Raw genomic sequence first — 21,696 nt, forward strand, 5'->3', positions numbered from 1 at the left:
CGTGGCTGCCTTCCTTGCTGCTGCAACCCCTCTCGCTATCTTCGAGGAGCTTCGCTTCGTCTGGGAATACCTTGCCGCTGCCTTTGTCCTGCTTGCTATCCAGGCAGAGCCGAAGCCGAAGGCCGCACTCAAGGCTGCGGGCCTCATTGCAGGCTTCTCTTTCGTCTCGCTTGGCTATTTCCCCTTCAGGGAATTCGTTGTCTCGGCAGCGCTGCCCAATGCCATGAACGTCCTCTGGTACCTATCGCTTGTGTTTGCTATGACGTTCTCGCTGCAGTGCTGCTTCCGTATAGGCCTGACCGATCTTCTATGGAGTGCAGCCACCGCCTACACGACCCAGCACATTGTCTACATCGTGGTGCATGAATGGCTTGCACTCTGGATATGGCCAAGCCTCACCCAGAATCTTGCGCTCTATTTCTGTCTGAGCGCCTTTGCCTGCATCGTCTGGTACACAGCCGTCCGGCTGATATTCAGGGATGTCCTCTCCAGGACCGGAGGGCGGCTCCTCGAAGACGAACCCTACGGCGTGCTCGGAGCCTCTGCCCTTCTGGCCATGCTTTTCCTCTGCACCTTTGGCTTCCAAGGGCTGTTCCAGCTGGATGATTCTCGCTTCAGGTCCGTATGGATGAGCCTTCTGGTCTGCATCATGGTGCTTTCGCTTCAATACATGGCCTGCCAGAAGGTCATCTCTTCGCGGGAAGCGCGGGCAAGCGAGCAGATACTTGCCGATGCGCAATCCAGTCTCGATCTTTCCCATGCCCTCTTCGAACGGCTGGGCAGCCTCATGCACGATGTGCGGCATATTGTCGCGGGTGTGCGTGCAGAGCAGACCGAAGGATTGGGAGGATATCTCGACCGTGTCGAGAAGAATCTCAGAAGCTACGATGCAACACTCCGGACGCACAGCGAAGCCATCAATGCAGCGCTTGCAAAGATGGAGCTGCTCTGCGGGCAGCAGGACATCACGCTTGCGTGCATGGCAGGCAGGATTGATGGCGGGGCACTCCGCAGCACAGACCTCTATGCATTGGTCACGGGCATTGGACGCCTTGCGATGCTTGTTGCCAGCCGAGGCAAGAATCAAGAAGAACGGGCCATAGACCTTTCGCTGAAGCAGCACGGCGGGATGCTCTTCATCTCATGCGATATGCCTATCCCCGCCTCAGCAGAGAAGCTCTCAGCCCTCGAAGACTTCCAGGCTGTGAAACGTCTTGCCACTCAGCATGGAGGCTCTTTGATTGTCATGAGCGAAGGCGGACTCACTACGCTCCGTCTGGCGGTAGCGCCAGGCTGCTAGACCCTGAATGATGGGAACCCCTCGAGCTGTTCATCTGCCTCCGAGGTGTCCTGCACAATGCTTGCGCCCCGATACCCCATCACATAGAGCCCCGCAGCCTTGGCGGCATGGATGCCGACAGGAGAATCCTCGACGGCGATGGAGTCTTTCGCATCCTTTCCCAAGAGCCTCAGCGCCAGAAGATAGGGATCGGGCTCTGGCTTGTGATGCTCGCACATGTCCCCTGTGACAATCACGTCAAAGCAGGACGTAAGATGGAGCCTGTCGAGCGCAAAGAGGATGGAGGAAGCTGCTGTCGTAGAGACCAAGCCCGTCGGGATATGGCGGGCACGAAGGTCTTTCAGGACATCCAGAAGGCCTGCTTCTGCCTCGAGCGGGAAATCACGGTAGATGCAGGTGTTGTCACGGCGCTTTGCAAAGAACTCCTGCGCCGTGACCGTGAGGCCATACCTCCTGAAAAGTGCCGGGATGGACTCAAGCCCCGTCGTGCCGACAAGCGACTGCATCTCCTCTTTCGTGGGATTGATGCCGTAGAGCTCATACACCTCTCTGTCGAGCTCTATGCCATACCTCTCGGTATCGGCACAGACGCCGTCGAAGTCGAAGAGGACGCATGCGGGCGTATCCGGCTTTATCATCAGTCTCTCTCCTATCTTTCCACTCGGGCTCAAGTCTCACTTCACGAAGCAGGCATCGAGCCATTCGGCTCCAGGACGTGCAATCAGGCGCGCATCCTTGTATGCCATCTCTGCCGTCAGTATCGTCTGGCCGATGTAGCGGCCCGACTGCGTCCGCTCGAGCACGAGCGCGATATCGGGCTGCTCGTCCTCTGTGAGGTCGAGCGGCAGAAGCAGGCTCACACAGTCTCTGGCAGGATAGTAGATAGGCACCGCCCACCTCCAGTTCCAGGCAACCTGCTTGACCGACAGCCTGATGGCAGCATCAAGCCGGTCCTTCAGGCGCCGGAAGCGCAGCTGGTCGGCATCCAGAAGCTTTGCAAGCGCATCGAAGGCATCCCTGCGCGCATCCTTCTCCTTCGCTGCGAACGCGCGCTTCGTGCATGCCAGCTCTTCCTCATTGTCTGCAAGCTCGCGCACGAGGAAGGCCTCAGGCAGCCGGTCGATATTGCCGATCAGGATATGGCCATAGTCAGGCGTCGGCACCTGGTCCACGTCGTAGAGCACATCCTCTGCCTTGAAGAGATAGCGCGCACGCTCCGGCAGGTCGTGGAAGCTCCTGAGCAGCCTGTCGCCGAGCCTGTCTGCTCCTGCCGCAGCGAAGCCTTCGAGATACCAGGGCTGCCTGTCCGGAATCCTGTTCGGCGTGAAGCAGGCAAAGATGTCCTCATACGATTCATCGACAAGGCCGGTATTGAAGGCGCAGAAATCTTCATCATCGCTGATGAGGACCTTGCCCTCACGCTCGAGACGAAGGAACGTGAAGCGCAGATAGTCGCTCAGGATCTCGTAGCTGCGAGGCCCTGTTCCGGCGAAGTCCCACCGCTCAGGCAGGGTCATCTGTGCCAGGCGCGCAGAGGTCTCTCCCCACTCGCCGAGATAGGCGAAATCAAAGAGCGAAATCTCGTCCCGGCCCTTCTCCATCGGCTGCTCCTCTCTGCACATCAGCCTTCTTCTGTATCATACGCCTGTGAGAGCATCCGATGGAATTGAGCGCTACACGAGCCCCAGGCCGACCTTCATCTTGAGGATGCGGCGGATGGAGTCATCGATCCTGTCCTCGGAGATGTCTCCTGCCTCCACAGCGCTGAGCACAGCCGCATAGGCCCGGTCGAAATCGCTTGGCATGAGCAGCATATCAACACCGGCATCGAGCGCTGAGAGTACAATCTCCTCGATCGTGTAATCCTGGACGATGGCACCCATCTCGAGCGAGTCGGTGATGATGACACCGTCAAAACCAAGACGATCGCGGAGCATGTCGGTCACGACTTCCCTCGAGATGGAAGCAGGTGCATACGTGCCTGTGATATTGGGACAGGAGAGGTGACCGACCATGATCATGGGGACACCGGCCGCGATGGCAGCCTGGAAGGGCTTGAGCTCCTCTTCTGCCATCTCGTCTGCCGTCTTCTCGGAGACGATAGGCTCGGTCTCCGAGTCGCCGACCGCACCCCCTATGCCCGGGAAGTGCTTCGCGCAGCACCCGATGCCGGAAGAGACGAAGCCCTCGACCTGCGCTGCCACCATAGGAGCGACAGTGGCAGCAGTCGTTCCGAACGAACGCTGTGCCATCGTGTAGCTGTCCGGGTTGTTGCAGATGTCAGCATCTGGTGCGAAGTCGAGATTGAAGCCGAGTGGCAGGAGATAGCCCGTAATCGTCTCCGCCACGTCCCGTGCTGCCGAGACGTCGCCGGCATCGCCGATAGCGCGCATGTCGCCGACATTGGCAATGCCGAAGCCAGGAGTTCCGCCGATACGCGAGACCGTGCCACCTTCCTCGTCGGTAGAGCACAGAAGCGGTATGCCGCAGGCATCCTTCGAATACGTCTTCAGGGCGGAGAGCATCTGGACTGTCTGGTCCGTATCCTCGAGATTCTTTCCGAAGAAGCACATGCCACCTACGGGATAGGCCTGGAGTGCCTGCTGCGCCTCCGAACCTGCTTCCGTCATCGTATCCGAGACAAGGCTTTCGGGCCTCAGGAAGAAGAGCTGGCTTACCTTCTGCTCTGTCGTGAGGCCACCCAAGAGCTCCTCTATATGCTGTGCCGCAAGCTCCTCAGCCGTTGGCTCGGGAGCTGCCTCTTCCTGCGTCCCGGCATCGGTGCTGTCTGTTGCAGCAGGGCTCTCCTGCGCATCTGAAGCTGCGTCTGCAGCGTCATCCGTCTTGCCGCAGCCGGAGCATCCAGCTACGCCGAGCATTGCGAGGCCTGCCGCAAGGCCAAGCGCTCCCCTCCTTGTCATGGCACACCCTCTGCCGGCATTGCCGATATCTTCCTTGCTGTTTCTGGGCTCCATTGGCGCCTCCTTGTCCGGACAGCGCGCCCGCACCCGCCCTGCCGCTATCAGGTCCCTCTTCTGTTACCCGCCCGTTCAGCATTCGCAGCATGAGGAAGGCCCTTTTCGGCAGGCGACATTCAGAATTATGAAGATAGCTCTTTTCTGAACGCCGCGCAGCACCGGATGAATGGTTAATGCATCAGAGAGAATATCCCCGCTATCTTTCCTGGATATAGCCAGCTGTCTGAAAGATTCATTGCAGAACAGTACCTCTTCGGCCAATGGTTGAATACTTAATGCCACTACGGCGGTATAAGTAACGCACTATCTCTTTTGCCATGGCTTCCGAGACAGGGGAGCATGATTTGCGGAAGCCAGAACAATGAAAAGAAAGGCACTGACATGCGCAAGCTTGACAATCTTCTTCTCACCAGGCGCCAGGCACTCGCAGCAGGAGCTGGCACCATTGCAGCAGCAGGCCTCTTCGGCCTTGCAGCCTGCGATTCTTCTGACACCTCTTCGAGCACAGCGTCTTCATCCTCGTCCTCGAGCTCGTCCGACACGTCGAGCGCATCGACCGACCTCGATATCGACGCCTATGACTCCCTGATTGCTGGCGGCGCCACCGCAGACGACGCAACGATCTCCGCAAATGCCTGGGCCAAGAAGATCAAGGATGCCGGCACGTTCCGCGTCGGCGGCACCCGCACCTCCACCCTCTTCAGCCTCCTGAACGAGACGGACAACAAGGTCCGCGGCTTCGATGCCGGCCTCTATCAGCTCCTGGCCCGCTACATCCTGGGCGACGAGACGAAGCTCGACCTCACGCAGGTCACATCCGATACCCGCGAGTCCGTGCTCCAGAACGACCAGGTCGACGCCGTATTTGCAACCTACTCGATTACGGACAGCCGCAAGAAGGTCATCTCCTTCGCAGGCCCCTACTTCGTCTCCCAGCAGGCCATCCTGGTCCTCGCAGACAACACCGATATCAACAGCGTCGATGACCTCGCCGGCAAGAACGTGGCTGTCCAGTCTGGCTCCACGGGTCCCAGCATCGTGAGCGAGCTTGCCCCTGATGCCAAGCAGCAGGAGTTCAGCACCGACGAGGAGGCACGCCAGGCCCTCGAGCAGGGGCGCGTCGATGCCTATGTGATCGACGAGACGCTCCAGATGGGCTCTGTCGTCAAGAACCCAGGCAAGTACCGCATCGCAGGCGACCCGTTCGGTCCGGACGATCCTTACGGCATTGGCCTCCCGCTCGGCTCCGACGGCGTCGATTTCGTCAACGCCTGGCTCAAGAGCATCGAGGATGACGGAACGTGGGAGCAGCTCTGGAAGATCGCTATCGGCGACCGCACGGGCCTCGACAACGCCCCCGAGCCTCCTGTCATCGAGGCATAGGCACCCTATCCAGCATATTTCCTGGCTGTTAGCACACTATGAGGTTTCCGCTGCACCCGGGCGGAAACCTCATACTTCTAGAGACACGCCTTCTTCCAGAAGGCACCTCACAGAAAGGAAGGAGAGGATGCATGAGCTTCGCTGAGCTCTGGAGCGCCTATGGCTCGGACTACATCACGGCCCTTCTCACGACCTGGCAGCTTACCGCCATCTCGTTCGTCTTCGTGATGCTGCTCTCTGTCATCATCACGATCATGCGTGTCTGCCCGATCAAGCCTCTGCGCGTCGTAGGCGACCTCTATGTGCAGATCTTCCGCAACATCCCCGGCATCTCGCTTCTGATCATCTGCGTCTATGCGCTGCCGTATCTCAAGGTCCTTCTGTCCTACCGCGACTGCGTGATCATTGCGACAATCCTTCTGGGCTCTGCCTTCGGGTCGGAGAACTTCATGAGCGGCATCAACACGATCGGCGTCGGCCAGATCGAGGCAGCACGCTCCATCGGCCTCACGTTCACGCAGATCCTGCGCCGCATCGTCATTCCCCAGGCCCTGCGCTCGTCCGTGCTGCCGATGACAAACCTGCTCATCGCCGTCATGCTGACGACAGCTTTGGGCTCCCAGGTCCCGCTCGATCCCAATGAGCTCACCGGCATCGTCTCTTCGATCAACACCCAGGTCGCTGGCGGCATTGCCACGTTCTTCATCTCCGCGCTCGGCTATGCCCTGACCGCTCTTGCTATCGGCTTTGTCGGCAATGCAATCGACAGGAAAGCGAGGATCCTGAGATGAGTGCCACGACTGTCTCCATGCGCGACGCCCTCTACGAGGCACCCGGTCCCAAGACCCGTCACCGCATCCGCATCTGGACGGCCATAGCGCTCGTCCTCGTCGCCCTGGGCATCTTCGCGATCGTCCAGCGCTTCTATGTCACAGGCCAGCTCGCCCCGAAATACTGGGCCTTCTTCACGCGCTGGACGACCTGGCGTTTCCTGCTCCAGGGATTTGTCGGCACGGTCGAGGTCGCTGTCGCGGCAGGCATCATCGCCCTTGCTCTCGGCCTTCTCCTCATGATGGGCCGCATCAGCGAGAACAAGATCCTGGCCGGCATCTGCCATGTGATCATCAACTTCTTCCGTGGCGTCCCGAGCCTGCTTCTGATCTACTTCTTCTTCCTGGTCATCCCCCAGTACGGCATCAAGATGTCCTCGTTCTGGATGATCACGCTGCCGGTCGCGCTTGCTGCCTCAGGTGTCCTGGCCGAGGTCTTCCGTGCCGGCATGTACGCCGTGCCGAAGGGCCAGACGGAGGCTGCCCTCTCTCTCGGCATGAGCCCGCTCCACGTCAAGCTCAAGATCGTGTTCCCACAGGCCATCCGCATGGTCATACCGTCGCTCATCTCGCAGCTGGTCGTTGTCGTGAAGGACACGACCGTCGCCTACGTCGTGTCGTTCCCCGACCTCCTGCAGAATGCGCGTGTCCTCATCACAAACTACGATGCACTCGTCTCCACCTACTTCGTGGTTGCAATCATCTACATCCTCATCAATTACGGCATCAACCAGTTCGCCATCTCCCTTGCCCGGAAGCAGGGCTCCTCGATCGTGGCCCGCACGAACGAGAATCCCGTCTAGCAAGGAAGATAGGCAGACATTGGCAATGGATAGGAGCCATATGGATACACAGGCAGCCACAGTACCCGTCATCGAGCTCAGGCATGTCGAGAAGCACTACGGAGACCTCCATGTCCTGAAGGACATCAATCTCTCCGTCCACAAGGGCGAGGTCGTCGTCGTGATCGGCCCTTCCGGGTCGGGCAAGTCGACGCTCTGCCGCACGATCAACCGCCTCGAGACCATCGATTCAGGCGAGATCTTGATCGAAGGCAAGCCTCTTCCCCAGGAAGGCAAGGAGCTCGCTGCGATGCGTGCCGACCTTGGCATGGTGTTCCAGCAGTTCAACCTCTTCGCGCACATGACAATCTTGGATAACGTGACCTTGGGTCCCATCGATGTCCTGCATGAGCCGAAGGAGCAGGCCAAGAAGGAGGCCATGGACCTCCTGGGACGCGTCGGCGTGGCCGAGCAGGCAGGAAAGGTCCCCGCCCAGCTCTCCGGTGGCCAGCAGCAGCGTGTCGCGATTGCCCGCTCCCTTGCGATGCATCCGAAGGCCATGCTCTTCGACGAGCCGACATCTGCCCTCGACCCCGAGATGATCAACGAGGTCCTGGACGTTATGGTCGAGCTTGCAAAGCAGGGAATGACGATGATCGTCGTGACGCATGAGATGGGCTTTGCCCGCCGCGTTGCTGACCGCGTCGTCTTCATGGCAGACGGCCAGATTGTCGAGGAAGGCACACCTGACGAGTTCTTCGAGCATCCGAAGAGCCAGCGTGCCCGCGACTTCCTCGACTCCATCATGGGCCACTAGCCAGGATATCCCGCACTGCACATCTGGCGCCCCGCATCAGCCGCAAACGATGCGGGGTGTCCTCATGAAAGGTCCTTTTCCATGTCTGTATCTTCGAAGCGTCCTCTTATCGGCATCGCTCCCCGCTGGGAGAGGAAGGTGCCGACCGCACAGGTCCCCGACCAGCTTGCCCCGACCGAGGGGATGGCAAGCTGCTTTCCTGATGCAATCGTCGATGCAGGAGGCACGCCTATCCTGCTTCCGCTGACAGATGACGCAGATGCAATCAACCAGCTTGTAGAGCTCTGCGACGGCTTTGCCCTGCAGGGCGGCCCCGATGTGGACCCTGCCCGCTTCGGCAGCACCGAGCCATACGATCCGGCCCTCCTCTGCCCCGAGCGCGATGCCTTCGAGCTTCCGCTCGTACAGAAGATCCTCGCTGCAGACAAGCCGCTCTTCACGACCTGCCGCGGCACGCAGCTCCTGAACGTGGCACTCGGCGGCACGCTCTGCATGGATGTGCCGAGCCTCAAGCCACGGGAAGGCATGCAGCTCTGGCGCCATGCCAAGGTCCTGACCGATCCGGTCCACCCTGTCGAGGTGAAGCCAGATACGCTTCTTGCCTATATTGTGGGAAAGCCAGAGATCCAGGTGAACTCGGCCCACCACTGCTGCGTCGGGAAGCTGGGAGAGGGGCTCATCCTTTCCGGCGAGGCAACAGACGGCGTGCCTGAGTGCATCGAGCTTCCTGAGGCACGTTTCGTCCTCGGCGTGCAGTGGCACCCTGAATACACGTGGCCGGCACTCGCCTCAGACCGCGCGCTCTGGCATGCCTTCGTGGATGCCGCACGCAAGGCCTAGGATCTAGCCGCGCTTCCTCGAAGCGAATGCGTGCAGAGCCTCTTCAAATGTCCGCTTCTGCTCTTTGCTCCAGCTGCCCATATCATCCGACGTGAAAAGGACGCTCCCCAACGAGGCATCTGCCTCAAGGAGCGTCTTCTTCTGTGCTTCAGAGAGCTTCACATCGTCTCTCAGGAAGAAGACATCGGGGTCGTTGAGGAACGCCACGCCATCCATATGCGCACGTCCCCGGATATTGCCGAGAGCATTCTTCGTGCTCACGCGCTCACGGCCGGATATCCTCATGTACGGCGCGCCATCCCAGTCAAGCCCCACGTCGCAGCCGATGCGGCAGTACTCGGTGCGGCCGATAGCAGACATGATGGGCACGCCGCAGAGATCGAAGAGCGTGCCTTCAGGAACGGAATCCCTCAGAAGGTCGAGCGCGTCTGCCATGAGCTCGCCCCGGTTCTTCCCGCCATGCGGCAGGAGCGCTGCCGCATAGAGAAAGTCGAGCTTGAGAAGCCGGAATCCCCAGGTATCTGCAGCAAGTCCCAGCACCTCATGCACATAGGAGCGGACTTCAGGGTTCAAGGTATCGAGCGCATAGCCGCCTGACCAGTGAGAGCCGCTCATCACGGGGTTTCCTGCCTCATCGCGCAGAAGCCACTCCTGATGCTCATGGAAGAGCCGAGAGTCCTTCTCGCAGACGAAGGGTGCGATCCAGAGCCCCGGAAGAAGCCCCACTGCAGCAATCTTCTCTGCCATGGAGCCCATGCCATGAGGGAAGCGCTCTGTGCTTGGATGCGTCCAGTCCCCTACCTTCGTGTAGCCGTCGTCGATCTGAAAGACCGGAAGGATGCCTTCGGGCACCTGCCTGGAAAGCGCTGCCTTGACACCAGCGAGGTCCTGCACAAGCTTTTCCTCATCGATATCCCCGTAGTGCCTGTACCAGCTCGTGAAGCCGACGAGGGGCTCAGCTGGCCTGCGCCTCTCCCCTATGCATGTCACAAAGCGAGCGAATGCCTCTTTTGCTGTTCCCTCCAGAAGGCAGAGCGCAAAGACGCAGATGCGCTCGCCGGGCTCGATGAGACGGGCTGGCCCTTCCTTCACGATCCTGAACTTCTGCGCATCGAGATCTTCCTGGATCGTCGTGAGCCCAAGATCGGGCAGGCATTCTCCGAAGAGGAGCGTCTCATCTCCGTAGCGCAGATATCCATAGCCTTCGCCGTGCTGATGTCCACTCTTGGGATTCTGGGGGCAGAAGCGGTAGTCACCCGAGGCATCGAGCACCCAATGGCGGATGGCCGCCTTCGGCGTATGGGCAAGGCCGGCCATCGAAGCATCGAGCGGACGCTCGCAGGAGTCGGTCCAGGAGTTGTAGCCATTGAGGAAGAGCGCCGTGGCCTTTTCCATATCTGGCTCGATCGTCGCCTCGACGGAGGCCACCATCAGAGGCTCAAGAGGCTCAATCCACAGGCGGCAGCCGTTCTCTGTCTCCTCGAGCTCCGCCATTAAGGGAAGCCTAGGCACTCCCGGCACGAGGACGGATGCCGTTCCTTCCTTTCCGGCAGCTGTCCGCCAGGAAAGCTTCCAGGAAGGCGCCTTCAGGATATGTGCGAGCAAAGCCATCCTATCTGCCTTCCTCTGCAGAAGCCGACTCCGTGGCGCCAATCGTCCTGAGCACCTTGGCTTCGTGATAGCGCGTGAAGACAAGCCCCGCCACGAAGCAGAAGATGGTCGCGACGATTGCCGTGAGACGGTAGCCCATCTGTCCCCCTGCAGCCGTCGAGAGCGACGTGAAGAGGACCATCGCAAGCGTCTGCCCCAAGGTCATGCTGAACGTGCGTGCGGCATAGAACATGCCCTCGCGGTTCTCTCCAGACGTTATGGCATCAGCCTCTGCGATATCGGCAAGCACAGCCTGCGGAAGGATGCCAAGCATTGCCATGGGCACGGCGGCAAGCACGGCCACAAGGATGCCCCAGACAAGCGAGGGGATGCCGAACTGGCCGCAGACCGATGTCACAGCAAAGGCGAGGCAGAAGAAGAAAAAGGCGAAGGCAACAAGCTTCTTCTTGCCCATCTTCTTGGCCAGGATGTTCACCGGTGCATAGAACAGGAGCGATATCGCCGTCATCGCAGCGAAGAAGATGAAGGTCCAGGAGTCGTCGAAGCCCATGAGCTCCGTGACATAGTACGGAAGGCCCGTCTGGAACATCGTGATTGAGACCCAGTAGAGGACGTCGGACCCTTCGAAGATCTGGAACTCGCGGTCCTTGAAGGTCTTCACGACCGACTGCCCCATGGGAGTCGAGCTCGGCTGCGTATCGGCGTACTTGACCTCGTCGATCCCGAAGGCAGCAACGAGCATGCAGATGGCAGCGACGACAGCAAGCACGGCGACCGTCGCACGGAATGCATTGGCAGGGCCCAAGGCCGGCTCGAGGAAGCCTGAGATCATCGTCACGAGATATGCCATGGCAGTGCCGACGAAATAGGTCACAGAGATATAGGTCGAGATGTTGATCCTGAGCTCCTGCGTACGTCCGAGCTCAGGAATCAGGGCATTGAACGGCGTGCAGTAGAGCGAGAGCGTGATGTAGAAGAGCATGAGACAGCAGAAGAGCAGGACATTGTTCGCCACCGCAGACGAAGTTCCCGGCAGCACGAACACGAGCACCGTCATCGCTGCAAACGGAATCGCCGCCCTCCTCATGAACGGGATCCTCCTGCCGTGAGGGCTGGCAAGAGAGTCAGACTTCGAGGCGATGAAGGGATCGATGAAGCCATCGAGCAGGCGTCCGCAGCCCGTGATGATACCAATGACGGTAAGGCCGGCACATACGATGCCCTGGGTGATGAAGATGGGCATGCCTTCTGCGACCAGGGTATCGGAGGGCATGTAGTAGTAGACGAGCCAGTTGCTGATGATGCCCGAAAGTATTGCCCAGCCAAGCTGTCCGATCGCGAAGAGGCGGATGGTCTTCCCATCTGCAAGCGGCCTGCTCTCCATGGATATCCCTTCTCGCAGAAACGTGCCTAGATCCTGATGAAACGCACTGCCATATCGACAAGGCAGACAAGCTCTGAGGGGTCTTCCTCGAAACGGTCGGAGGGGATCACATCGCCCCGGGAGATCTTCTCTGCCAGGCCCGTAAGCGCATGGGCAACCGTGCGGTAGAACGTCCTGAAATCGTCGATCTGCCTGACCGTGCCATCGGAGACGCCGAGCTGGTAGGCATCGACGAAGATGAGATAGAACGAGTCGACCTCGCGTCCATAGTCGGCAAGCGCCTCAAGGCCGACATGCTCTGCAAGCATCAGATGGTCGAAGTCGTCGAGGAAGCGCACGAATTCCCTGTTTGCCGCATAGTGCGCTGCATACTCGCGCAGCAGGCACTCGAGGCGGTCTGCGCCCGACATGGCAAGGAAGCAGTCCGATTCCACGATATCCATGATGCGGTCATTGAAGCGCTGCCAGAGAAGCGTCGCTGCCGCAATCGCAAGATTCGTCTTCGTGGAGAAGCGGCGATAGAGCGTGGCTACGCCGACACCAGAAGCATCGGCAATGTCGGTCATCCGGACCTCTCCCAGGCCATCCTTCAGGAAAAGCGCCGCTGCACAGGCCACGATATGGGCATCGCGGCTCTCTTCGGCAGAGCCCGAAAGGTCACGCATCCCCCGCTTCAGCAGGCTTGTGTCGAGACCTGCGTACTCCATTCTTGACTCCTTTGCCGCGTGAGTGATAGTCTGTCTATCACTTTGATAGTCAGACTATCAAGCATGCCGCCACCCGTCAAGGAGGAATCCATGGAGAGAGACGAAGACCGGGCGAAAAGCGCCTTCGGAAATGTCCAGGACGAGCACACCTATGAGAAGGCCGTCCGCTCCAAGGAAAGCTATCTCAAGCGTTTCGGCGATGACTCGAATGCGGTCTACCACCTTGCGGCCAAACCGGTGCCGGTAATCTCAGACGCCCTCGGCGTCCGGAACCTCGCGCTCTCAGGCACCGGAGATGCCTTCGATATCAAGGCAGATGCCGCAGCGGCACCCATGCCTCCCGAGACCTCTGCCACGCAGGAAGACGCCCATGGCGCTCCTCTCATTGTCGGCAATATCCGCATGGGATTCGGGCACTACCGGATTGCGATGGCCATGGCATCGGCTGCTCATGCGATGGGATACACCCCCTACTGGATGGACCTTGCCTCATTCAAAGGCTCAACAGGATCTGCTGCCATCGCCTGGCAGAACAGCCTCTATTCCAAGGGCTCGAAGGTCTCGCAGCAGGTTCCCCTCTTCAACAAGCTCTTCTGGGAGCCGCTCAACAGCGAAGGATTCCGCAAGCTCTCCTACAACGCAGGCGACCAGAAGATGAGCGAGCTTCTGGTGCCGCTCTTCCGCGACATCGCAAAGGACACGCCCTTCATCGGCACCCATGCGTGGTGTGCACAGGCAGCAGTCCATGCCGGGATGACGCACGTCGTGAATGCGATTCCCGACAACTGGCCAATGGCGCTGCATCTGGCAGAAGGCTCAATCCACACCGTGCAGACGCCGAGCGCCTATCTTGGCTACCACCAGCTCCGCGGCATGGACCCGAAAAGGCAGCTTGCCCCCATGCCGGAACATTCCCTCTTCTATACGGGCCACTATGTGGACCACGAGCTGGTCTCAGCGATACCCGAGGATTGCAGGTCCCGTCGCGAGCGCGTGCTCGGAGGTGGCCCTGTGCGCTACCTCCTCTCTGTCGGCGGCGCAGGAGCGCAGCAGGAGCTCTTTGCTGCCATTGTCTCCCACCTCATCCCCTACGTGAAGAAGCATGAGGCCGCCGTCTTCATCAATGTCGGCGACCACAAGGATGTCTGGGAAGGGCTCGTGAAATCCGTCGATGGGCTCTCCGCTCTCGCTGAGACCCACTTCGGCGACTTTGCCGGCACGGAAGCCTTCGCCGAAGCAGCCTATGCAGGAGATGTCCAGGGCATCCATGCCTTCTGCGATGAGGACATCTTCTCAGCCGTCTACAGTTCCAATGTCCTCATGCACTGCTCCGATATCCTTGTCACGAAGCCAAGCGAATTCTCGTTCTATCCCATCCCGAAGCTCATGATCCACCGCATCGGCGGCCATGAAGCATGGGGAGCTATACGTGCCGCAGAGGTAGGAGACGGCACCTACGAGATGGACAGGACCGAAGAGGTCCTCTCGATGATCGACTCCTTCCAGCATGACAGGAACCTCATCTCGTTCATGTGCGACCGCATCGAGGAAGCGAACCAGATGGGCATCTACGACGGTGCCTATCGTGCGGTCGACCTCGCTGTGCATGGCCTCAAGTCTTCCTGGGCGAAAGCGAGCAGATAGAAAAGAAGCAGCGCCAGCCACAGAGGGCTGGCGCTGCTTTCATGAATACGTCTTGCATCTAGGTACGCATGCCCGGACCTCCCGGGCCGCCGCCTCGCCCATCAGGACCTCCTGGACCTCTTCTGTCCGGCGCCCACAATGAGGGCCACGGGGGCCGCCTTCAGATTCCCAGCCACCACGCATGCCAGGATCTCCCCGGCCGGCACCTCTGCCCCAGTCACCGAGCCAGCCTCCCATGCCCATGCCGCCACGGAAGAAGAGGCCACGGATGAGCTGGAAGCCCACCATGAGCAGAAGGACAAACATGACAACGAGCAATAGCATCTCACCCGCCTCCGATACGCCAGCAGCTGGAGCGCCTTTGGTTCCGCAGCCCCGATGAACTGCCCTGTGCTGCTTGAACGTCGGGTGAGCATACCCACCCCGATAAGGCCGATGCATATTCCAGTCCGGTACCATGTCTCAAGCTCAAAGCTCGATGCATGCTGAGCGTCTGCCAGATATCAGCTGAAATAGCCGCAGCAGGCTGCATGAAATAGCGAGTCTGGCCGCTCTTGACAGGAGGCGGTGCCGGAGCAGACGCTGGCATCAGCGAGAAACGTTCTGTCGGAGAGGAGAAGGCCATGTCGAGCTTCAAGACGTTTCAGCAGACCATTGCTGCCAAGGCGCTGGACGCAAGCCATGTAGAGGCCACCTTCGAGAACGGCAGCGCTGCCATCCTCGACCTCTCCGACATCAAGGGCCAAGGTCCCTGGGCAAAGCTCCAGGATCCGGCCTTCTTCGAGCGCGCACATGCCGCCTTCGGCACCATCGTCTGGCCAGACGGCATAGACCTCGCGCCCGAAGAGGTCTGGGTCCGCGCGCAGAAGGCTGCCTGCTAGATACGAGGCAGTCCGAGATAGGCTCCTTCCGGAAGCACCGTCTTGCTCTGAAGGCCACAGGCAAGCACGAGCTTTGCCTGCCTCACCGCATCTTCCGTGCCTCTGTCTGCGGCGAGTCCCGCTGCAATGGCGCTCGAGAGCATGCATCCCGTTCCGTGGGCAGAGCCACCCGCGACAGGCGGAACCGATATCCAGGAGACGCCGTCCTCTTCAGCCAGGCAGTCATCGGCAAGTCCCAGATGCCCGCCCTTGAGAAGGACAGCGCAGCCGAAGCGGCGCTGGAGCTCAGCAGCTGCAGCGACCATGCCATTCCGCGAAGCGATCTCATGTCCCAGGAGCTTCTCCGCCTCAGGCACATTCGGCGTGATGAGCGTAGCCAGGCGGAAGAGGGAGAAGAGCCCTTCTTCTGCATCCTCCTCGAGAAGCAGGGTCCCGCTCGTTGCCGCGAGCACGGGATCGACCACGATGTTCTGCGCACCGACCTGCCTCAGCGTCTTCGCTGCTACAGCAGCTATCTCTTGCGTGCCGAGCATGCCGATCTTCACGGCAGAGGGCACAAGGTCTTCGAAAGCAGCACGGATCTGCTGCTGCACAAGCTCGGGCGGAAGCGGCGTGACCACATGCACTGCCGCAATCGACTGCGCCGTCACGGCCGTGGCTGCCACCTTGGGATGAAGGCCCATTCCCGAGATGGTTGCCACGTCCTGCGCCAGGCCTGCCCCGCCCGAGCTGTCAAGCCCTGCTATAGCAAGGACCGCTTTCATGCGGAGACGACCTTCTGAAGCTCTGCCTTGAGCTTCTCTGTCGCCGTACGGCAGTCATCTGCGGCAAAGATGGCAGAGACGACTGCCCCTCCGGCAACGCCCGTGCCTTCGAGCTCATGCGCCGTCGTGGCATCGACGCCGCCGATACCGATGACGGGAATGGGGACCGCCGCGCAGATGCGGGTCAGCTCCCCATAGGTCACATCGACCGCGTCGGGCTTCGTCGGCGTCGGATGGAGCGCACCGACGCCGAGATAGTCGGCACCTGCCTTCCAGGCAGCCACAGCCTCATCCACGGTCTGGGCAGAGACGCCGATGATTGCATCCTCGCCCAGGATCTCGCGGGCCTTGCTGCAGGCAAGGTCTTCCTGTCCAACATGCACGCCGTCAGCGCCCACCTTCTTTGCAAGCTCGACATCGTCGTCGAGCACGAAGGGGACGTGGTGGGCAGCGCAGATGTCCTTGAGTTCGAGCGCAAGCTTCTCCGTCTCCTCGACGGAGGCCTTCTTCTCGCGGAGCTGGATGAAGGTAGCGCCTCCTGCAATGGCATCCTCGACACAGGAGGCAAGCGTCCTTCCGCGGAGCCAGGCTCTATCTGTCACGGCATAGCAGAACATGCTCTTCCTGATAGCATCGGCAGACCAGGGGCCTCTCTGGCAGGGTCCGAGCCTCTTCTCTCCCGCCATCAGAGATCTGCCACCTTTGCGGATGCCACAAGGTCTCTGCCCTGGACATTCGAGAGCGCATCGATCAGATAGACGCGGAAGCTACCGGTGCCGTCCTCTCCTGCCATGCGTGCGCGTGCCTTCTCGCCGCAGATGCCCATCATCGAGATGCCGGCAACCGTTGCCATATATGCATCCTCATTCGCTGCCAGGTAGGCCGGAAGCATTGCCGAGAGCATGCAGCCTGTGCCGGTGATGCGGCCCATCATCGAGACGCCATTCCTGATGGCGCAGGTCCTCATGCCGTCGCTCACGATATCGATAGCGCCCGTCACGGCAACCGTGCACTTCCATGCCACGGCAAGGCTCTTCACGAAGGCAGCTGCCTCGGCAAGGTTCTCCTCTGTCGCCACGTCAGCAGCCGAGGCATCGACGCCACGGGTCGAGGACGAGGCTCCACCAAGCGTACGGATCTCGCTCATGTTGCCGCGGACCAGCTGGGGATGGTAGGTATCGAGCAGGTGCTGTGCCGTCTCGGTACGGAGCTTCGAGGCACCGGCACCGACCGGATCGAGCACGATTGCATGGCCCAGAGACGCTGCCTTTGCGGCGGCATGGTTCATGCCTTCGATGCTCCGGCGGTTCAGGGTGCCGATGTTGAGGTCGAGCCCATTGCAGATGGATGTGATGTCTTCCACGTCGTCCGGCTCGTCGCTCATGATCGGGCTGGCACCGATAGCGAGGACCGCATTTGCGCAGTCATTCACCGTGACATAGTTCGTGATGCAGTGCACGAGAGGCGACGTCTTCCTGACATTGTCGAGGCAGGCACCAAGCTCTTCCGTATTCATAGGTATGCTCCTCCATGCAGCGAGAAGCAGATGCTGCCATCCGCCCTGCTGCTTCATGTGCTTTTCTTCTCTTCGCTTCTAGCCGAGGTCGACCGTAAGACCTGCCATGATTCTGTTCACGGTGCGGGCGGCGCACATCTTGCCGCACATCGTGCAGGTGCCATCCTCCTCAGGAGGCGCCTCCGCAATGATCTCCTTCGCACGGTCAGGATCTATTGCGCATGCGAACATGCCATCCCAGTCGACACGGCGGCGGGCATCGCTCATCTTGTTGTCGATGTCGCGGGCTCCCGGAATGCCCTTCGCGATATCTGCGGCATGGGCTGCGATGCGGGTGACGACGAGGCCTTCGCGCACTTCCTTTGCATTGGGGAGCTTCAGGTGCTCGGCCGGCGTCACATAGCAGAGCCAGTCAGCACCGGAAGATGCGGCGACGGCACCGCCGATAGCGGCCGTGATGTGATCATAGCCCGGCGCGACATCCGTTACGAGAGGTCCGAGCACATAGAACGGCGCACCATGGCAGAGGCGCTTCTGGAGCTTCATGTTTGCCTGGATCTCATCCAAGGCCATATGTCCCGGTCCTTCGACGACAACCTGGACACCCTTCTTCCAGGCACGCGTCGTGAGCTTGCCGAGCTCGACCAGCTCTGACACCTCGGAGGCATCCGTCGCGTCATACGTGGAGCCGCCACGCATTGCGTCGCCGAGGCTGATTGTCACGTCGTGGTCATGGAGGATATCGAGCACGTCGTCGAAGTGCTCATAGAAGGGGTTCTCCTCCCCTGTTGTCATCATCCACCCGAAGAGGAGCGAGCCGCCACGCGACACGACATTCGTGAGACGCTTCGTCTCGAGGAGAGTATTCAGGACCGAGCGGTTGAAGCCAGCATGGATGGTCATGAAGTCGACGCCGTCTTCGGCATGCGCTTCCACGACGTCCAGGAAGTCCTGGGCCGTGAGCTTCACGAGAGGCTTGTCGTTGTAGCCGATTGCATCGTAGATGGGGACCGTGCCGACCATGAGAGGAGTCTTGGAGATAAGCTCGCGGCGGAACGGACGGGTCTTGCCAGAGTTCGAGAGGTCCATGATCGCATCCCCGCCGAGCTCTTCTGCAATCCTGACCTTCTCCCACTCCTCCGGTGCATTCTGGATATCGCCGGAAATGCCGAGATTCACGTTGACCTTCGTGCGCAGGCCTGTTCCCACGCCGCAGGGCTTGAGTGCCTTGTGTGCCGGATTCGCAGGAATCGCGATTGTTCCTTTTGCGACACCGTCTCTGATGAATTCGTCGGATCTGTGTTCTGCCACTGCTACTGCGTGCATCTCGTCGGTCACGGTACCTGCACGCGCAGCATCCATCTGCGTCATGGCGCTCCCTTCGTTGGCATTACCCACATCAGGTTCCAAGGGTCGGCACCGCATTGGATGCCCTCTCAGCCAGCGTGCGCCAGCTCCCCTATCGAGTTGTAATGGTAGCACGTATCCCTTCTGCTGCAGCCTTGCCCGCATGACGGAAACGATATCGTCTCATCGGATGCGGGCGTCACTCCGCAACGCACGGCAAGTGGCCCCAGGCGGCCCTAAAGAACCGAGTCACGAGTTCTCCACAAGCCAGAACGCCCATGCCCGCAGCAGGCGCAAGCCCGAAGGGCGTTCGCCCCTCTTCGAAGACGCCTCCAGCTACTGCTGGCGCCTCCTCGCGACGAACCGCTGGTTCTTGCTACGAGGCCTGTCCGGCAGCGTTCGGACGAGCTCGCCCGCGTCCGCGAGGGGGTTCAGGTACGCATGCGCGACATAGCTCACGTTGACGCCGAAGTGGTCCGCCACCTCCTGCCTGCTTCGCGGCACGTCGCAGAACGCGATGAGCGCCTCCCTGGACAGCTCTTCCATCCCGCCAATGGACTCGTGGCGCCCCTCGGGAAGGCTGTAGAGCCTCACCGTGAACGTGTCCCTCGAGTCAACGAACACCGGCTGCCTCAGGCCAGCCCTTCGCATCTCATCGCGTATGACGGGAATCCCCGAGTGTCGGTTCTCCGCGACCCTCATGATCTCGAGCAGGGACACGAGCGTGGGATTCCTCGTCGGCATGTTCTCGTGGCCGAGGTCATCGACGCTCTGCCCGCCATAGATCCCGCCGGGGTTCCAGCACTCGAGCCGATCGGAGTAGATGGCGAGCCGGCAGGGGGTGCCGTCACTGTAGGGTCCGTAGTCGCGGTGCATGAGCGAGTTGGTGACCACCTCCCTTACGGCGTTCTCTGGATACTCGGGAATGTCTCTTCTCCTGCCCTCCTCGACGACGACCTTCGTCCTCGTATTCCTGCGGACGAACGCCATCGCGTCCTCGATAATCTGGTCGACGGTTCCCTCCAGGCGCTTGGAGTCAAGGAAGCGGGTCCCGTCCTCGGCCTGCGTGATCTCGGTTCCCGCCACAGCCACAGCCGTCATGCACAGGTTGGGATATACCTGCTGGGGATAATCGCCGAGGCACATGAGGCCGGCCAGCGTCGGGGCGCCCCCGCGCTCCGCACCCGTGAGCGACAGAACCTCGCTGGCATCCCTATGCGACAACCTGGGGCGACCCTCCTTCGCGTCCCTTACGAAGGCGTCGACGCGCTCCTCGTCCATCATCTCGTGAGTCGCCTGCGGACTCACGCTCACGTCGCTGCGCACGCCATCCTTGAACGACTCGATGGAATAGAGCTCCGCCTGGGTCATATGGAGGTCCTGGTCCCCGACCCTCACATAGGAGCCCTTCGTGATTCCCGCCGTCCTTCGGTAGGCCGGACGCATCCCGGCGGGCAGCCCCTCGAGGAACGCCCCCACGAGGATCGCTCCTTTCCAGACCGTCGTTGCGAAGGATGGGTGGAGCTCAGGCTGCATCTCTTTGCACTGCTCGACGACGTCCTTCTGCAGGCGCTGAGGGTCGAACACGCCGCAGACCTCGTAGCCTGCATCCTCGTCGATTCCGAAGATGACGATGCCCCCGTCCGCCTGATTAGAGAAGCTGGACAGGGTGTCGTAGAGGCGCGGCGTGCCCCCACGCGCGGCCTTCACCTCTATGCTCTGGGTCTCGCATCTGCGCAGAAGGACCAACTCGATCACATCATTAAGTGCCCTCTCGTCCACACTGCCCCCTCCCCTTTCATTCTTCTTGCGAGTATCATATATCTACGTTGTTTTTCTTAGATATACGAAAAACAACGTAGATATATGATTCATCCATGAAAACAAGCTGCGCCTGAGATACCTCTTGTCCGCTCGCCGATTCGGCGTACAGTCCAGACGGCCTCGTGGACTGCCCTCCGTGCACTCTCGTGGACCGCAAAAGAAAACAGCAGCTCAGAGGCCGCCGTCATTGCATTCATGGGTCATAGTCATTGCCCACATCAGGTTCCAAGGGTCGGGACCATCTGTCCCCTCTCAGCCGGCCCATGCCAGCTCCCCTCTATGTCTGCATGCTTCAGCTGACCCATCATCTCAAGCTGCAAGGCGGATTGTAGCGCCGATAGGCTGCAGAGCAAAATGGCGAAGAACCCGGTCCTGCACCGCCAGATTGCACGACGGCGCCTCTTGGCCAGGCGTCTCCTGCCGAATGCTTCCTCCCGAAAGCTCTGGCAGCCGTCCTGCCCTCTTCAGGGCATCGCGCAGAAGGTATTCGACCTCGGTGCGAGGCATCGCGTCGTGCGACAGTGTCGCGACATGCATGCGGCACTATGTCGCCTCGCCATCCTGACCCGTGTTACGCAGGACATATCGGTGGGGGTCGCGCGCGCTCGCTTTGAGCTTCCCGCCCTCAGTCAGCCTCCTGATCCAGCGCTGGGCCGTCCTCACCGACACGCCTCCCACCTTGGCGAGCTCGGCGGCGGCAGGGGACCCGTCTCGCTCGATGATCGACGCGACGAGGTCGCTGATCTCGTCGCGGCCCGACCCGGCCACGGACCACGCCACCGGCACGCTCGCGCGGAACACGGCGTCGGTCTTACGATGTCTGCTATATAGCTCATTGGATGGGGAGATTGCAGCCTAATCAAACACGCACAGGAAGGCGCCCGCAAAGGCGCCTTCCTGCTACTGCCCTTCTTCCTTGTTCTTCGGGCCGCCCTTCTTCGGCAGCCTTCCTGCCCTCTTCAGGGCATCCCGCAGAAGATATTCGACCTGTCCGTTTGCGCTCCTCATGTCGTCGGCTGCCCACTTCTGTATGGCATCCCAGATGTCCGAATCGATGCGGAGCGGATACTGCTTGCGGCTCACGCCCA

22 protein-coding genes and 1 riboswitch are annotated in these 21,696 nt (G+C 60.5%); of the genes, 8 read left to right on the top strand and 14 right to left on the bottom strand.

Annotated features, from left to right (window positions below; all coding sequences use genetic code 11):
* The first annotated feature begins 1 nt into the window (after position 1).
* The gene (locus tag ABVS03_RS03375) at positions 2-1,300 is read left to right on the top strand and encodes a hypothetical protein (protein ID WP_368018040.1); all 1,299 of its coding nucleotides are present in this window, start codon (positions 2-4) and stop codon (positions 1,298-1,300) included.
* Here ABVS03_RS03375 and ABVS03_RS03380 read toward each other — a convergent pair.
* From ABVS03_RS03380 to ABVS03_RS03390, 3 genes are all read right to left on the bottom strand, one after another.
* Positions 1,297-1,938: an HAD family hydrolase gene (locus ABVS03_RS03380; protein WP_368018041.1), complete on the bottom strand. Its 642-nt coding sequence runs from the start codon at positions 1,936-1,938 to the stop codon at positions 1,297-1,299. The genes ABVS03_RS03375 and ABVS03_RS03380 overlap by 4 nt on opposite strands.
* A 36-nt stretch (positions 1,939-1,974) precedes the next feature.
* Entirely contained in the window at positions 1,975-2,901 is a 927-nt protein-coding gene (locus ABVS03_RS03385; RefSeq protein WP_368018042.1) for a DUF3825 domain-containing protein, read from the bottom strand.
* Between the two features lie 72 nt (positions 2,902-2,973).
* Complete coding sequence (locus tag ABVS03_RS03390; protein WP_368018043.1) at positions 2,974-4,275, bottom strand: glycoside hydrolase family 3 protein; 1,302 nt, start codon at positions 4,273-4,275, stop codon at positions 2,974-2,976.
* A 384-nt stretch (positions 4,276-4,659) separates the two neighbouring features.
* Here ABVS03_RS03390 and ABVS03_RS03395 point away from each other — a divergent pair, with 384 nt between their 5' ends.
* From ABVS03_RS03395 to ABVS03_RS03415, 5 genes are all read left to right on the top strand, one after another.
* Positions 4,660-5,661: a glutamate ABC transporter substrate-binding protein gene (locus ABVS03_RS03395; protein WP_368018044.1), complete on the top strand. Its 1,002-nt coding sequence runs from the start codon at positions 4,660-4,662 to the stop codon at positions 5,659-5,661.
* A 131-nt stretch (positions 5,662-5,792) separates the two neighbouring features.
* Positions 5,793-6,452, top strand: a complete 660-nt coding sequence (locus tag ABVS03_RS03400) for an amino acid ABC transporter permease (protein ID WP_368018045.1) — start codon at positions 5,793-5,795, stop codon at positions 6,450-6,452.
* Positions 6,449-7,294, top strand: coding sequence for an amino acid ABC transporter permease (locus tag ABVS03_RS03405; RefSeq protein ID WP_368018046.1), 846 nt, complete (start codon positions 6,449-6,451; stop codon positions 7,292-7,294). Before ABVS03_RS03400 ends, ABVS03_RS03405 begins: the two co-directional genes overlap by 4 nt.
* 40 nt (positions 7,295-7,334) lie before the next feature.
* On the top strand, positions 7,335-8,090 hold the full coding sequence (locus ABVS03_RS03410; RefSeq protein WP_368018047.1) for an amino acid ABC transporter ATP-binding protein: 756 nt from the start codon (positions 7,335-7,337) through the stop codon (positions 8,088-8,090).
* Between the two features lie 81 nt (positions 8,091-8,171).
* Complete coding sequence (locus tag ABVS03_RS03415; RefSeq protein WP_368018048.1) at positions 8,172-8,930, top strand: gamma-glutamyl-gamma-aminobutyrate hydrolase family protein; 759 nt, start codon at positions 8,172-8,174, stop codon at positions 8,928-8,930.
* A gap of 3 nt (positions 8,931-8,933) precedes the next feature.
* Here ABVS03_RS03415 and ABVS03_RS03420 read toward each other — a convergent pair whose 3' ends face one another.
* From ABVS03_RS03420 to ABVS03_RS03430, 3 genes are read right to left on the bottom strand one after another with little or no spacing between them, the layout of a single operon-like run.
* Positions 8,934-10,541: a glycoside hydrolase family 36 protein gene (locus ABVS03_RS03420; protein WP_368018049.1), complete on the bottom strand. Its 1,608-nt coding sequence runs from the start codon at positions 10,539-10,541 to the stop codon at positions 8,934-8,936.
* Between the two features lies 1 nt (position 10,542).
* Positions 10,543-11,925 carry an MFS transporter gene (locus ABVS03_RS03425; protein ID WP_368018050.1) on the bottom strand — a complete coding sequence of 461 codons (1,383 nt, stop codon included), beginning with the start codon at positions 11,923-11,925 and terminating at the stop codon, positions 10,543-10,545.
* Between the two features lie 26 nt (positions 11,926-11,951).
* Complete coding sequence (locus ABVS03_RS03430) at positions 11,952-12,632, bottom strand: TetR/AcrR family transcriptional regulator (protein ID WP_368018051.1); 681 nt, start codon at positions 12,630-12,632, stop codon at positions 11,952-11,954.
* A gap of 90 nt (positions 12,633-12,722) precedes the next feature.
* On the opposite strand from ABVS03_RS03430, the gene ABVS03_RS03435 reads away from it, so the two are divergent.
* Entirely contained in the window at positions 12,723-14,276 is a 1,554-nt protein-coding gene (locus ABVS03_RS03435) for a hypothetical protein (protein WP_368018052.1), read from the top strand.
* Between the two features lie 39 nt (positions 14,277-14,315).
* On the opposite strand, the gene ABVS03_RS03440 is transcribed toward ABVS03_RS03435, so the two are convergent.
* Positions 14,316-14,600: a hypothetical protein gene (locus ABVS03_RS03440; protein ID WP_368018053.1), complete on the bottom strand. Its 285-nt coding sequence runs from the start codon at positions 14,598-14,600 to the stop codon at positions 14,316-14,318.
* A 299-nt stretch (positions 14,601-14,899) separates the two neighbouring features.
* On the opposite strand from ABVS03_RS03440, the gene ABVS03_RS03445 reads away from it, so the two are divergent.
* A complete protein-coding gene (locus ABVS03_RS03445; protein WP_368018054.1) occupies positions 14,900-15,157 on the top strand; it encodes a DUF2442 domain-containing protein in 258 nt (85 codons plus the stop codon).
* On the opposite strand, the gene thiD is transcribed toward ABVS03_RS03445, so the two are convergent.
* From thiD to ABVS03_RS03480, 7 genes are all read right to left on the bottom strand, one after another.
* Positions 15,154-15,921, bottom strand: a complete 768-nt coding sequence (gene thiD / locus ABVS03_RS03450; RefSeq protein WP_368018055.1) for a bifunctional hydroxymethylpyrimidine kinase/phosphomethylpyrimidine kinase — start codon at positions 15,919-15,921, stop codon at positions 15,154-15,156. The two genes, ABVS03_RS03445 and thiD, sit on opposite strands and share 4 nt — an antisense overlap.
* Positions 15,918-16,607: a thiamine phosphate synthase gene (gene thiE, locus ABVS03_RS03455; RefSeq protein ID WP_368018056.1), complete on the bottom strand. Its 690-nt coding sequence runs from the start codon at positions 16,605-16,607 to the stop codon at positions 15,918-15,920. Before thiE ends, thiD begins: the two co-directional genes overlap by 4 nt.
* Positions 16,607-17,437, bottom strand: a complete 831-nt coding sequence (thiM, locus tag ABVS03_RS03460; protein WP_330972935.1) for a hydroxyethylthiazole kinase — start codon at positions 17,435-17,437, stop codon at positions 16,607-16,609. Before thiM ends, thiE begins: the two co-directional genes overlap by 1 nt.
* Positions 17,438-17,515: 78 nt before the next feature.
* The gene (gene thiC, locus ABVS03_RS03465) at positions 17,516-18,808 is read right to left on the bottom strand and encodes a phosphomethylpyrimidine synthase ThiC (protein WP_368018057.1); all 1,293 of its coding nucleotides are present in this window, start codon (positions 18,806-18,808) and stop codon (positions 17,516-17,518) included.
* Positions 18,796-18,908: riboswitch (TPP riboswitch) on the bottom strand. It overlaps the preceding gene by 13 nt.
* A 212-nt stretch (positions 18,909-19,120) precedes the next feature.
* Entirely contained in the window at positions 19,121-20,566 is a 1,446-nt protein-coding gene (locus ABVS03_RS03470) for an ATP-binding protein (protein ID WP_368018058.1), read from the bottom strand.
* A gap of 585 nt (positions 20,567-21,151) precedes the next feature.
* Positions 21,152-21,409: a hypothetical protein gene (locus ABVS03_RS03475; protein ID WP_368018059.1), complete on the bottom strand. Its 258-nt coding sequence runs from the start codon at positions 21,407-21,409 to the stop codon at positions 21,152-21,154.
* A gap of 99 nt (positions 21,410-21,508) precedes the next feature.
* Positions 21,509-21,691 carry an Arc family DNA binding domain-containing protein gene (locus ABVS03_RS03480; RefSeq protein ID WP_368018060.1) on the bottom strand — a complete coding sequence of 61 codons (183 nt, stop codon included), beginning with the start codon at positions 21,689-21,691 and terminating at the stop codon, positions 21,509-21,511.
* Positions 21,692-21,696: the final 5 nt, after the last annotated feature.

Source organism: Olsenella sp. AGMB03486, assembly GCF_040884255.1.
GTDB lineage: Bacteria > Actinomycetota > Coriobacteriia > Coriobacteriales > Atopobiaceae > Olsenella_L > Olsenella_L kribbiana.